This window comes from Paenarthrobacter sp. YJN-5, from assembly GCF_015040095.1.
Taxonomy (GTDB): Bacteria; Actinomycetota; Actinomycetes; order Actinomycetales; family Micrococcaceae; genus Arthrobacter; species Arthrobacter ureafaciens.
In genome coordinates this window covers 4,041,310-4,054,526 of the sequence record NZ_CP053544.1, presented here as the reverse complement: position 1 = coordinate 4,054,526, position 13,217 = coordinate 4,041,310, and the positions used below count along the sequence as shown (strand labels likewise).

At 64.4% G+C, this 13,217-nt stretch carries 12 protein-coding genes; 9 read left to right on the top strand and 3 right to left on the bottom strand.

The genetic code is table 11. The features are described 5' to 3' along the window. Window positions 1–4: 4 nt before the first annotated feature. Complete coding sequence (locus tag HMI59_RS18715; RefSeq protein WP_193592171.1) at window positions 5–2,197, bottom strand: amylo-alpha-1,6-glucosidase; 2,193 nt, start codon at window positions 2,195–2,197, stop codon at window positions 5–7. A gap of 281 nt (window positions 2,198–2,478) precedes the next feature. On the opposite strand from HMI59_RS18715, the gene HMI59_RS18710 reads away from it, so the two are divergent. The 9 genes from HMI59_RS18710 (at window position 2,479) to HMI59_RS18670 (ending at window position 10,888) form a co-directional block, all read left to right on the top strand. Then, complete coding sequence (locus HMI59_RS18710) at window positions 2,479–2,835, top strand: hypothetical protein (RefSeq protein WP_166186694.1); 357 nt, start codon at window positions 2,479–2,481, stop codon at window positions 2,833–2,835. 86 nt (window positions 2,836–2,921) lie between these two features. Further along, the gene (locus HMI59_RS18705; RefSeq protein ID WP_193592170.1) at window positions 2,922–4,352 is read left to right on the top strand and encodes a deoxyribodipyrimidine photo-lyase; all 1,431 of its coding nucleotides are present in this window, start codon (window positions 2,922–2,924) and stop codon (window positions 4,350–4,352) included. Between the two features lie 185 nt (window positions 4,353–4,537). Then, a complete protein-coding gene (locus HMI59_RS18700; RefSeq protein ID WP_193592169.1) occupies window positions 4,538–6,037 on the top strand; it encodes a CoA-acylating methylmalonate-semialdehyde dehydrogenase in 1,500 nt (499 codons plus the stop codon). Continuing rightward, window positions 6,037–7,113: an enoyl-CoA hydratase/isomerase family protein gene (locus tag HMI59_RS18695; protein ID WP_193592168.1), complete on the top strand. Its 1,077-nt coding sequence runs from the start codon at window positions 6,037–6,039 to the stop codon at window positions 7,111–7,113. The genes HMI59_RS18700 and HMI59_RS18695 overlap by 1 nt, the downstream gene beginning before the upstream one ends. Window positions 7,114–7,164: 51 nt before the next feature. Beyond that, window positions 7,165–8,127 carry a 3-hydroxyisobutyrate dehydrogenase gene (gene mmsB / locus HMI59_RS18690; RefSeq protein ID WP_193592167.1) on the top strand — a complete coding sequence of 321 codons (963 nt, stop codon included), beginning with the start codon at window positions 7,165–7,167 and terminating at the stop codon, window positions 8,125–8,127. Window positions 8,128–8,190: 63 nt separating this feature from the next. Further along, window positions 8,191–8,988 carry an enoyl-CoA hydratase gene (locus HMI59_RS18685; protein WP_370583526.1) on the top strand — a complete coding sequence of 266 codons (798 nt, stop codon included), beginning with the start codon at window positions 8,191–8,193 and terminating at the stop codon, window positions 8,986–8,988. Between the two features lie 206 nt (window positions 8,989–9,194). Further along, a complete protein-coding gene (locus HMI59_RS18680) occupies window positions 9,195–9,497 on the top strand; it encodes a DUF4190 domain-containing protein (protein ID WP_193592166.1) in 303 nt (100 codons plus the stop codon). Window positions 9,498–9,712: 215 nt separating this feature from the next. Continuing rightward, window positions 9,713–9,988, top strand: a complete 276-nt coding sequence (locus HMI59_RS18675; protein WP_193592165.1) for a hypothetical protein — start codon at window positions 9,713–9,715, stop codon at window positions 9,986–9,988. 45 nt (window positions 9,989–10,033) lie between these two features. Further along, window positions 10,034–10,888, top strand: coding sequence for a universal stress protein (locus tag HMI59_RS18670; RefSeq protein ID WP_193592164.1), 855 nt, complete (start codon window positions 10,034–10,036; stop codon window positions 10,886–10,888). Window positions 10,889–10,891: 3 nt separating this feature from the next. Here the strand turns inward: HMI59_RS18670 and HMI59_RS18665 are convergent, their stop codons facing one another. Both HMI59_RS18665 and HMI59_RS18660 read right to left on the bottom strand, forming a co-directional pair. After that, the gene (locus HMI59_RS18665; RefSeq protein WP_021471053.1) at window positions 10,892–11,401 is read right to left on the bottom strand and encodes a MarR family winged helix-turn-helix transcriptional regulator; all 510 of its coding nucleotides are present in this window, start codon (window positions 11,399–11,401) and stop codon (window positions 10,892–10,894) included. Between the two features lie 24 nt (window positions 11,402–11,425). After that, complete coding sequence (locus HMI59_RS18660) at window positions 11,426–13,144, bottom strand: AMP-binding protein (protein ID WP_166186702.1); 1,719 nt, start codon at window positions 13,142–13,144, stop codon at window positions 11,426–11,428. Window positions 13,145–13,217: the final 73 nt, after the last annotated feature.

Below are 13,217 nucleotides of genomic sequence, written 5' to 3'. Positions count from 1 at the left end.
CAAGCTAGGCGGGTGCATCGCCCCGGTTTGCCGCATCACCGGAGCGATGCAGCGTGTCCGGCCGCCACAGTTGCGGCTGTTCAACCAACTCGGACATCCAGGGGCGTTGTCCGCGGTAGACAGTGAGGCCCTCGGGGATGCCGCGGACCGTGGCGTCGGTGCCTGAAGCATCGATCGTGATCCGCGCATCCCCCATGGGGGCGTTGCTGATGTGGACATCCCCGAAGTCGTTTGGCAGGACCGGATCCAGCCATATGCCGCCCAGCGAAATGTGGGTGTCGTACCGCATCAGGCTGGTCACTACGTGGATGGGCGTGGTCGCGGCCCAGGCTTGGGGTGAACAGGCGGTGGGGTAGGGCACCGGCTCGGTGAACCTGGCCCGGTCGAAGCCGCAGAAAAGCTCGGGAAGCCTGCCGTCCGAATACTCCGCGGCTTCCAGGAGTGCTGTGCCGATCCTCTGTGCTTCTTCGATGTAGCCGTAGCGCAGGAGCCCGGACATGATGATCGCATTGTCGTGCGGCCACACTGAGCCGTTGTGGTAGCTGGCCGGGTTATAGGCGGCCATGTCCGTGGCCAGGGTCCGCACGCCCCAACCGCTGAACATCTTCGGAGACATCAGGTGCTCCACGACCGAGGGAACCTTGTCTTCGTCCATGAGCCCGAACCACAGGCAATGGCCCATGTTCGAAGCGCAGGCATCCACTTGGCGCTTGTCCTTATCGAGGGCAACAGCGTAGTAGCCCTTGTCCGGCATCCAGAAGTCCTCATTGAATTTCTGTTTGAGCCGGTCAGCGCGTTCCCGCAGCTCCGAGGCCAAGGCGAGGTCGCCGTCGTCGTAAGCCATCCAGGCGCGCGCCACGTAGGCGCCGTGCACGTACGCCTGTACCTCGGCCAAGGCGATAGGCGCCTCAGCGAGGGTACCGTCAGCGAAGTTGATGCCGTCCCAGGAGTCTTTCCACCCCTGGTTGATGAGGCCGTGCTGGTTGGGGCGGCCATATTCCACATACCCGTCGCCGTCCCGGTCGCCGTAGTGACGGATCCAGTCGAGGGCGCGGTCGGCGTTGGGCAGGAGTTCGGCGATGGTGTCCTTGGCGAAGCCCCAGCGGCTCACGGACCCCACCGCAACCATGAAGAGGGGAGTGGCGTCGACGCTGCCGTAGTAGGCCGAACTGCCCCGCAAGGCCTGGCCGCTGCTGACGTCCAGGCGGACCTCGTGGAGGATCTTCCCGGGTTCCTCTTCCGTGTCAGTGTTTACTTCCTTGCCTTGCCGGTCGGCCAACGTGCGGAGCGTGCCCAGGGCGAGGGAAGGATCCACCGGCAACGCCATCTCCGAGGCCCACAAGGAGTCCCTGCCGAACAACGTCATGAACCACGGAGCTCCCGCAGCCACCACCACCCTCTCCGGGTGGTCCGGGTCCTGGATGCGCAGGGCCCCGAGGTCCTCATAGCTCCGGCGCAGGGTGCGCTGGATGGAACGGTTGCCAATCTGCAGGACGGGAATCTTGGCCACCCATTCCTGCCGGCGCCGGTCGCTGGGCGACAACTCACCCCGTGACGGATGGCTGAAAGGCTTGCCCTCTGCCGCCGGGAGCACGCTGACCCGGGTGTTCCATTGCCCGAACGCCGGGATGGTGACCCTGAAGCCGAGGGCCTTGGAACCGGCCCCGGCGCCTTCGCCCCGAATGATCACCGACTTCCGGAACCCTTCCCACTGACCCCTGATCTCCAGGGAGTCGTTCTCCACCCGCCGGGTTTCCTTCCATACGCGGGTGATACGGGCTTCCTTGACTTCGAAGAGGTCTGCGAAGTCCGCCTCTGCGGTGAGGGTGATGGTGCAGCGGGCAGGTTGCCTCGAGTAGTTCCGGACGGTGATTTCTTCCAGGATCCCCGCCCCCACTTCGCGCAGACGTTCCACCAGGAGCGGGCTGTCTGCGTAGCCGTCGGGACGGGGAACCCGGCAGGCGAAGAGGGCGCGGTACGGTTCCTTCAGTTCGGCCGCCAGCGGCTCCAAGGGCTGATCGTTGATGCGGAGCTGCCAGCGGGAAAGGATCCGGGTGTCCAGGTGGAAGACGCCTTGGGGCAGGTCCGGGTGGATGTCCCCGTTGGGTCCGGAGATGCAGAAGGACGAGCCTTCCACGAGCGTGATGGTCCCGGCGCCCAGCGGTCCGGCAGCCGTTTCCGTATTCCAACCGGTCATGGGATTGTCCTTCGAACAGCGCGGGCCGGGATGTAGTTGACGGTACGCCGGAGGGCTGTGGGACACCAGAGCCTGGGATGTCCGGCGCCGGTTGCGGCATCCACCCTGATGCCCGTCAGGCACCCGATCGGGCACCAGCCAGGCACCCGTCAGCCACCTGAAGTAAACCCGGAGTTCACCGTGAACCCTCTTATCCGAAGCGAATGGCGGTTACAATGAGAGTTGCAGTATTCGCTGATGCAGACCGGCGGTTGTAAAGAAGTACGCCGGAGGACTCTGTAATGACGGACACCCAGATCGGCGCGTTCCTTCGCGAATGCGTTATATACGAAGAAGACAGCGAAGAAGGCCTGGACTTCGAGGCCTTGTACGGCCTCTACATCAGTTGGTGCGTCCTTGGAAACAAGGTTCCCGTTCCGGACAGTGCATTCCGCACGTCCGTGCGCACCAGCGGAGTAAAACACGAGAAGCGCGATGGCGTGCGGTATTACCCGGGGCTCCGGATGATTGGCGACGCCGCCCGCGACTACGTACTCAACAGCATCCCGGACGAAGTAGTGGAAGTAATCGTTCCGCCGATTCCCGTGACGGAAGTCGAAGATGGCGGGGACGTCGTCCTGCCTGCCAAGGCCGTCTAGGTTTATCTTCAGCTGATGCCCTTAGGATTCGTTCCTAAGGGCATCAGCCATTTAAGCAGTCGGTGTACCGGCGGTAAGGGGCGCAAGTGAAACCATCCATCGTCTGGTTCCGCGACGACCTCCGGGTCAGGGACAACCCGGCCTTGCGGGCCGCCGTCGACGATGGAGCGGCAGTGGCGCTCTACGTCCTGGACGAGGAGTCGCCGGGCATCCGGCCGCACGGCGGAGCAGCAAAATGGTGGCTGCACCATTCCCTGCTCGCCCTCCGGCAGGACCTGGACGCGTTGGGAATACCCCTTCTCTTGCGCCGCGGACCCGCTGCTGAGGTGGTGCAGAAAACCACGACGGCGGTGGGTGCGGGCGCGCTGTTCTGGAACCGGCGGTACGGCGAGATGGAACGGACCATCGACGCCGGGATCAAGGGCTGGGCGGTTGAGGCCGGGCTGCACGTGGAGAGTTTCCAAGCCACCCTGCTCCACGAGCCGTGGAAGGTCAGCACCAAGACCGGCACCCAGTACAAGGTGTTCACCCCGTTCTGGAAGGCGGTGTCTGCTCAGGAATTCCGCGAACCACTGCCGCTTCCCGCTCGTGGCCATGGGTTCACCGGCACGCTTCCGCGGTACGACTCCCTGGAGAGTTGGCAGTTGCTGCCCATCAAACCGGATTGGTCCGGAGGGTTGGCCGCCCGGTGGACTCCCGGGTCCGCAGCCGGCCATGCCCGCCTGAAGGAGTTCGTGGGCAACGGGCTGGATTCCTACAGTGAAGGGCGGAACCGTCCGGACACCGATGGCAGCAGCAGCCTGTCGCCGTACCTGCGCTGGGGTGAACTCAGCCCCTTCGAGGTGTGGCAGGCAATATCTTCCAAGCGGTCCGAAAGTGCCACGATCTTCGCGTCGGAGTTGGGCTGGCGCGAATTCTGCTGGCACCAGTACTTCCACAACCCGACCTTGGCCACGGCCAACCTGCGCAGCGAGTTCGACAGGTTCCCGTGGGCTTGGCCTGGAGCGTCTACCGGCGCTTCTGTCGGAGCGTCTGCCGGCGCTTCTGCCGGCGACGACGCTCGGCACCCCGGGCATGAGTCGGCCCCGGAAGAGCTCCGGGCATGGCAAAAGGGGCGAACGGGGTTCCCCCTGGTTGATGCGGGACAGCGGCAACTGTGGGAAACCGGCTGGATGCACAACCGGGTACGTATGGTGGCCGCGAGCTTCCTTGTGAAGAACCTGGGGATCCATTGGCAGCTGGGCGAGCAATGGTTCTGGGACACGCTGGTGGATGCGGATCCGGCGTCCAACCCTGCCAACTGGCAGTGGGTGGCAGGCTCGGGGGCTGACGCCTCGCCCTTCTTCCGCATCTTTAACCCCGAGGCCCAGCGCGTGCGGTTCGACCCGCAGGGCAAGTACATCGCGCAGTGGATTAAGGAGTTCGGCACCCCCGATTACCCGGCGGAAATCGTGGATTTGAAAGCGTCGAGGCAGGACGCGCTGGATGCCTACAAGGAGCTGCGCGAGGTGCATTAGGCGGCCTCCAGGCCTGCGGGAGCATGCCTCGTTCCTTCCGCAGCGGCCCTCTGGAAATTAGTAGGAAGTCCGAGTATATTCGGCTGCAGAGATGATCTGGATCACATGCACGCAGGTGTTCCGGACGTGTTGTGCGGTATTGATCGGCACGGCAGTCACTAATGATGCAAAGGAGCATTTCCACTATGGTGCGCGAGCTTTCACACTACGTAGGCGGCCAAAGGATCGACGGTACCTCCGGGCGGTTCAGCGATGTCTACGATCCCTGCACCGGCGAAGTCCAGGCCCGCCTGCCGCTGGCCAGCGCCGAGGAGGTGCGCAACGCCGTCGCGAACGCCGAAAAGGGCCAACTCGAATGGGCTGCCATGAACCCGCAGCGGCGGGGACGCATCCTGCTGAAGTTCGTGGACCTCGTCAATGACAACATGGACGAACTGGCCAAGCTCCTCTCCTCCGAACACGGGAAGACTTTTGCGGACGCCAAGGGAGATATCCAGCGGGGCATCGAAGTGGTGGAGTTCTCCGCCGGGGCGCCGCATCTGCTCAAGGGCGAATTCTCGGACAGCGCAGGCCAGGGGATCGATGTCCACTCCCTGAGGCAGCCGCTGGGTGTTGTTGCCGGCATTACGCCCTTCAACTTCCCGGCCATGATTCCGTTGTGGAAGTCGGGACCGGCGCTCGCTGCCGGCAATGCCTTCATCCTCAAGCCGTCCGAGCGGGACCCCTCCGTGCCGCTGCGGCTCGCCGAGCTCTACAGCGAAGCCGGCGTTCCGGACGGCGTCTTCAACGTCATCAACGGTGACAAGGAAGCCGTGGACGCCCTTCTTGAGGACCCGCGGGTCAAGGCGATCGGCTTTGTTGGTTCCACGCCGATCGCCCAGTACATCTACGCTACGGCGGCCGCGCACGGCAAGCGCGCACAGTGCTTCGGCGGGGCGAAGAACCACATGGTGATCATGCCCGACGCCGACCTGGACATGGCCGCGGACGCCCTGATTGGTGCCGGGTACGGTTCCGCCGGGGAGCGGTGCATGGCCATCTCCGTAGCCGTCCCGGTGGGGCAGGAAACAGCGGACGCCCTTGTTGCCAAGCTCACCGAGAGGGTCAAGGAACTCCGGGTCGGGCACAGCCTGGACAAGGACGCGGACTTCGGGCCGGTGGTCGCGGCGTCTGCGAAGGAACGGATCGAGGGCTACATCCAGTCCGGCGTGGACGAGGGCGCCACCTTGGTGGCAGACGGCCGCGGCCTCACCGTTGAGGGATACGACGGCGGCTTCTGGGTGGGCCCCACCCTCTTCGACAACGTCACCAAAGATATGAAGATCTACAAGGAGGAGATTTTCGGTCCTGTCCTGAGCGTCCTCCGGGCGGCCGACTACGACGAAGCGCTCAGGCTCTGCAGCGAGCACGAGTTCGGGAACGGCGTCGCAATCTTTACCCGCGACGGCGACTCCGCCCGCGACTTCGCCAGCCGCGTGGAAGTGGGCATGGTGGGCATCAATGTTCCCATCCCCGTCCCGATTGCCTACTACACGTTCGGCGGGTGGAAGGCGTCCGGGTTCGGCGACCTCAACCAGCATGGCGCCGACGCCTTCCGCTTCTACACCAAGACCAAGACCGTCACCTCGCGGTGGCCCTCCGGCATCCGCCAGGGCGCCAGCTTCGTGATGCCGGCAGGCAGCTGATGGGAGAGCAGATCATCGAAGAAGTGCAGCAGGAAGAAGTTCTTTTCGAGCGGCGCGGTCACCTCGGCATCGTGACGCTCAACCGGCCCCGGGCAGTCAACGCCCTCAATGCCGGCATGGTGAAAGCCATGTTGCAGCAGTTGGCTGCCTGGGCTGACGACGAATCCGTTGCTGCGGTGTTGGTGCGAGGCGCCGGCGATCGGGGCCTCTGCGCCGGGGGAGACATCGTCGCCATCTACAAGGACATGCTGCACGGCGGCTCGGAAACCGCTGATTTCTGGGCCGATGAGTACCGCCTCAATGCTCTCATCGCCAACTATCCCAAGCCGTACGTCGCTTTCATGGACGGGTTGGTGCTGGGTGGTGGCGTAGGAGTTTCCGCGCACGGCTCAGTTCGCATCGTCACTGAACGGACGCGCACGGGGATGCCCGAAACCACCATCGGGTTCGTGCCCGACGTCGGCGGAACCCTGCTGCTCTCCCGCGCCCCCGGGGAAACCGGAACCCACGCCGCGCTCACGGGCGCGCACCTGTCCGGGGCGGACGCCCTGTTCCTGGGACTCGCGGACTACTTCGTCCCGTCCGAAAGCCTCCCGGCACTCGCTGAAGCGCTGGAAAGCTCGACGCCGGAAGACGCCGTCGTGCGCTTTGCCCAAGCTGCGCCGGACTCGGCTCTCGCGGCGCAGCGGGATTGGATCGATTCCTGCTACGCAGCAGACGACGCGGAAGAGATCGTGCACCGCCTGCGCGAGGCCGGAGGTGAGGCCGCCGACGCTGCGGACACCATCACGGCAAAGTCGCCGACGTCGGTGAAGGTCACCTTGGCGTCCCTGCGGCGGGTGCGGGGGCTGTCCTTGGAAGAGGCGCTGGACCAGGAATACCGGGTTGGGCTCCGCTGCCTCTCCGGCCCCGATTTCCGCGAGGGAATCCGGGCGCAAGTGGTGGACAAGGACCGGAATCCACAGTGGAAACCGGCCACCCTCGCCGACGTCCACGAGTCCGACGTCGAGGGCTACTTTGCCTCGCTCGGCGAGCATGAGTTGGGGCTTTCCGCTACGCCGGTCCAGTCGGGTTGAAGCCGGGCCGATCACGTTGAGGCTACTGCCGTCCAGTTGGAGGAGACGATCATGACAGAAAATGCAGCATCGGCAACGGGACTCATCGCCTTCCTGGGCCTTGGGCATATGGGCGGCCCCATGGCCGCCAACCTGATTAAGGCCGGGCATGAGGTGGTGGGGTACGACCCCGTTCCAGCAGCAGTGGAGGCTGCGGTGGCACATGGCATCCCCATGGCTGACACGGCCGCCGACGCCGTGCGGGAGGCTGCCGTGGTCCTGACCATGCTGCCCAGCGGGAAGCACGTCCTGGACGCCTACCGGGGAGTGGGAGAGCCGGGACTGCTCAGCGTGGCGCAACCGGACACGCTGTTCCTGGATTGCTCCACCATCAACGTTGACGAGGCCAGGGAAGCTGCGTCCCTGGCCGTGGCTGCAGGACACCGAAGCGTGGACGCGCCGGTGTCCGGAGGCGTGGTGGGTGCCGAAGCCGGGACGCTGACGTTCATGGTGGGCGCACTGCCCGGGGACTTCGAGACCGTGAAGCCGATCCTGGAGCTCATGGGCAAGCGGATTGTGCATTGCGGGGACCACGGCGCCGGCCAGGCTGCGAAGGTGTGCAACAACATGATCCTGGGAGTCTCCATGATCGCCGTGGCCGAGGCTTTCGTCCTCGGCGAGAAGCTGGGACTGACACACCAGGCGTTGTTCGACGTCGCTTCCAACGCGTCCGGCCAATGCTGGGCCCTCACAACCAACTGTCCTGTTCCGGGCCCGGTTCCCACCAGTCCCGCCAACCGCGATTACCAGCCCGGGTTCGCGGGGGCATTGATGGCAAAGGATCTCCGGCTGGCGGTGAATGCGCTGGAAAGTACGGGCGTTGCTGCCGAAATGGGGCCGCTGGCCTCCAGGATTTACGACGCCTTTGCCGCCGGGGAGGGTGCTGCCCGGGACTTCTCCGGGATCATCACGGATATCCGGGAGAAGTCGCAATCCCCGGGTGCTGCCGGCGGCGACGGTCCGGCGGGGGAATAGGGTGGCATGACGACTATTACGGAAACTACGACGACTACGGAAACTACGGAAGAAGGACGCGGAGTGACCCAGCACCACCAGGACGTAGCCCAGTACCGGAACATCATGGTGGAGCGCCGTGGCCGCGTTGGCCTGATAACGCTGAACCGGCCTTCGGCGTTGAACGCGCTGAACACGGCCTTGATGAACGAACTCGTTGAAGCCGTGACCGACATGGACCGCGATCCCGGGGTGGGGGCCGTGGTCATCACCGGTTCCGCCAAAGCCTTCGCAGCGGGGGCGGACATCAAGGAAATGTCCGCCAACACCTACATGGACATGTACGCGGCGGATTGGTTCCGGCATTGGGAAGACCTCACGCGCTTGCGGATCCCCGTCATCGCCGCCGTGTCCGGGTTCGCACTCGGCGGCGGATGTGAGCTGGCGATGATGGCTGACTTCATCATCGCCGGGGACAACGCGAAGTTCGGGCAACCGGAAATAAACCTGGGTGTTATCCCGGGGATGGGCGGTTCCCAGAGGCTTACCCGCGCAGTGGGCAAGGCCAAAGCCATGGACATGGTGCTCACAGGGCGTTTCATGGACGCGGAGGAAGCCGAACGCTCCGGGCTCGTTTCCCGGGTGGTTCCCGCTGCGGAGGTCGTTGAGGAGGCAATAAAAGCCGCCGAGACCATTGCATCGAAGTCGAAGCCGGCTGCCATGGTGGCCAAGGAAGCAGTCAACGCGGCGTTCGAAATGGGGTTGGCCCAGGGCGTGCTCTTTGAACGGCGGGTGTTCCACTCCCTGTTTGCCACAGAGGACCAAAAGGAAGGCATGGCAGCCTTCACGGAAAAGCGCGAACCGGAATTCAAACACCGCTAAAGGCCTGATTCGATCGTGTGACGCCTGATTCGATCGTGTGAGGCCCCTGGTCCGAGCGTGTGGGGCCCTGGTCCGATCGCGTGGGGCCGGCGTCATTTTTCGGGTGCGGGGCGCGCAGACCCGGGCCCGCAGCGCGGAATAGGTGGGGTGCCCGGATAGACTCCTGTTCACAAGAGGGCCTGCAACAGACCACATAGGGGAGAAACATGTCAACGGAGAACGTTCGCGCCGAATCGGTGGACCCTGCTGAGTCATCCGAAGCGGGCACACCGGTGAATACCCTTTCTATTGTGTCAGCCGGTATTGCAGCCCTTGCCGTGGTGGGGCTGTTCCTTGCCGGCATGGCCATCATCGCCGTCTTCGCCGTTGGCGCCGGGCACGTGGCCCTGAACCAGATTGGGCAGCGGCAAGAACGCGGGCGGGCGCTCGCGGTTTCTGCATTGGTGATCGGTTACGGAATTGCCGCCCTTTCGCTCGTTTCGGCGCTGATCTATACGCTCACGCGCTAACTTTCCGGCCGCTGCGGCGACACGAATCCACGCCGAACCCTTCTTCATAGACGGATCATCCCGACGACTGGAAGAAGGACGGCTGTGTCCTGGCAGTTCTGTGACAATTTTGCCTGCCCCAAAGAATGGCATTGGACCGACTTTTCGGAGGTCCCCGAAGCATGTGTTGACGAGAAGTGGTTGATTACTAAGCATGCTGATAATATGGTCGTGCCGTGACGGAGAAAGAAGCAAAGCTAGCCAATGGGGGTGGCGGTATGGCAGAGCGGAAGGTTCCGGAAGTGATCGATCAGGAAGTAATCCGGCGCGAGGCATCAAGTATCCTCGCCGCCGGAGACGTGTCGCTTACCGAGTTGTGGATTGAGTTCTTCGCCCGGGGAGGGATGGCAGGCCTCGAGGAATTCGAGGCCTTTGTGCGCGGACTCATGACTGTGGCCAACACCGACCTCCAAATTCTGGACCTGACGTTGGACGAACTCCGGAATCCCTAGGCCCTACGCTGGCCCGCACTCCGGATTCCGTCGTATGCTCTGGCCATGACGGACTCCAAACAAATAGTGGTTGGTTATGACGGTTCCACGGAAGCGAAGCAGGCCGTAACGTGGGCTGCCCGCCAAGCCGTGCTGCGTGGCTGCCAACTCCACCTGGTTCACTGCTCGCTCTGGATCCTTGTGACCTCCGACCTTGGCCCGGTTCCCGGCGTCGCCGACAGCGGGCTGGAACGGGCCGCCGAACGAGTCCTTGAAGAGGGCCTGGCGGTGGTGAAAGAATCCGAACCTTCCGTGGATGTGACCACCACCCTCCTTCACGGCATGCCCAGGGACCACATGGGCAAACTGTCCGTGGGCGCGGAGATGCTGGTGCTGGGGAGCCGCGGACTCGGCGGGTTCCTTGGCTTGCTTGTGGGTTCTGTCAGTCTGGAGATGGCGGCCACCGCGTCCTGTCCGGTGGCCGTGATCAGGTCCGTTGACCACCCGGATGGCCCGGTCGTTGTGGCTATCGACGACGCCGGCTCGCCCGAAGCGCTCGAGGACGCATGCACCATGGCATCAGTGACAGGAGCGGACCTAAAGGTAGTCCATGTGGTTCCCGAGCCTGCTGGCTTGCGGCGGTTGCGCGACCCGATCGACTCCTACCCGGCGGCCGAGGCCGTCGTGGATTCCGCCGTCCGCAAGGCACGTGAACTGGCACCCCAAACCACTGTGACCGGAGAGCTGCTGGCTAACCACTCAGTTCCCCGGGCCATCCTGCAAGCCGCGCCGGATGCCCGGATAGTGGTGGTTGGCACCAAGGGGCGCGGCCTCGTCAAGGGGACCATCGGCTCCACTGCGCACGCAGTCCTGCATCATGCTCCCGGCCCGGTCCTGGTGTCGCGGCGGAACGCCGGCTAGGACTTACCCGTCCGTGAAATCTCCGGCGTCCCTACGGAAGGTTCCCAGGACGCGGATGAGGTGATCGACGTCGTCGTCGGTGAAGCCCGACTTGCCGAAGACCTCGGCGTTCAGTGCCGCCGTCGCCCTCTTCGCCAGCGTCCGGCCTTCCGCGGTGAGCTCAATCAGCGTGGTGCGGCCGTCGGTGGGATGCGGCGACCGCGCCACGAGCGCGGCCTTCTCCAAACGGTCGACGGCGTTTGTCACCGACGTGGGATGCACCTGCAGCAGCGCGCTCGCCTTATTCATGGGCAGCGCGCCGCTGCGGGCGAAGCTGAGGAGTGCCAGTAGCTCGTACCGTGCGAAGGTCAGGCCGAAGGGCTTGAGGACCGTCTCGATGCGTGCGAGCAGTATCTGCTGCGTCCGCATGATGGCGGTGATGGCTGCCATGGGCGCCGCGACGTCGCCCCAGCCGTGCCGTTCCCAGTTGCGTTGGGCGTCGGCGATGGGGTCGCGGGGGAGTGGATTGCCCATGGGCCTCCTTCAGGTTTTGAGAGGTCAATCTTTCAGGTTCGGGAATTCTTCCTCCGTGTATTCAACCCCAAGACCTGCCGGGAGCGGACCGTCACTGTGCCTGGCCACCTCCGTGCCGCGCAATTCCACGCGGCGGATCTTGCCGGAGATCGTCTTGGGCAGCTCGCCGAATTCGAGCCGCCGGATGCGCTTGAACGGTGCCAGGTGTTCGCGGCAGTACCGCAGGATATCTTCGGCGATCTCCGGTCCCGGCTGATAGCCCGCAGCAAGGACCACGAACGCTTTGGGGACAGACAGCTTGACCGCGTCAGGGGAAGGAACGACGGCGGCCTCCGCCACTGCGGGGTGCTCGATCAGGACGCTTTCAAGCTCGAAGGGTGAAAGCCGGTAGTCCGAGGACTTGAAGACATCGTCGTCCCTGCCGACGTAGGTGATGACGCCGGCCTCGTCCCGGCTGGCCATGTCGCCGGTGTGGTAATAACCGTCCCGGAAGGCCTCCGCGGTTTTCGCTTCGTCGCCGAAGTAGCCCTTCATGAGCCCCACGGGCCGGGGGTCCAAGCGCAAGCAGAGCTCGCCGTCGTTGGCTTCCTGTCCCGTGAACGGGTCCACCAGTACGACGTCATAACCGGGCAGCGGACGCCCCATGGAGCCGATCTTCACGGGCTGGGCCGGGGTGTTGGCGATCTGGACCGTAGATTCGGTCTGGCCGAAGCCGTCCCGGATGGTGACGCCCCAGGCTTCCTCCACCTGGCCGATGACCTCGGCATTAAGCGGCTCGCCCGCCGATACCACCTTGCCTGGCGGGTTCTTGAGCTGCTTGAGGTCGGCCTGGATCAGCATCCGCCACACGGTGGGAGGGGCGCAGAAGCTGGTGACGCCCTCGCGGTCCATTTGTGCCATGAGGGCCGAGGCGTCGAAGCGTTCGTAGTTGTAGATGAAGACGCACGCCTCCGCGATCCACGGCGTGAAGACGTTGGACCAGGCGTGCTTGGCCCAGCCCGGCGAGGCGACATTGAGGTGCACGTCTCCGGGCTCGACGCCGATCCAATACATGGTGGACAGATGGCCCACCGGGTAGGAAGTGTGGGTGTGCTCCACGAGCTTGGCGCGGGAGGTGGTGCCGGAGGTGAAGTACAGCAGCAGCGTCTCGTCCCCACGGGTCGGGGCGTCGGGCGTGAAGTCCGTGCCGGCGTCGTACGAATCCGCATACTGCCTGGCGTCCGCAGCGGTACGTTGCGCGCCGATTTCGATAAGCGCGTAGTTACCCTCGACGGCGGCAAACTTGCCGATGTTGGCGCTGCCGACCGCAACCCAGGCGGCTCCGCCACGCTCCACGCGGTCCTGCAAGTCGCGGGGACCCATGAGCGTGGTGGTGGGGATCATGACGATGCCGAGCTTGATGCCGGCCAGCATGAGTTCCCAGAGTTCCACCTGGTTGCCGAGCATGATGATCATGTGGTCGCCGCGCTGAACGCCCTGGCTGCGCAGCCAGTTGGCGAGCTGGTTGGAGCGCTGTGAAAGTTCCCGGTAGGTACGGCGGGTGGAGCTGCCGTCCTGTTCGACGATCACCAGTGCGGGCTGGTCCTGGCGTGCCGGGTCCTGGGCGAGTTGGTCGAACCAATCCAGGGCGAAATTGAAGTGTTCAAACCGGGGCCACTGGAACTCGCTGTGCGCTTGTTTGTAGTCCTCGCGGAGCTCGAGAAGGCGGTTCCGGGCCGCGCGGAAGTCATCGGTGACTGTCATAGTCCGCCTTTCGTGGGGCAGTGTGCCCGCGTCTGGTAGAGGCATTTCTGCCACCTAGTGATCCACATCACCT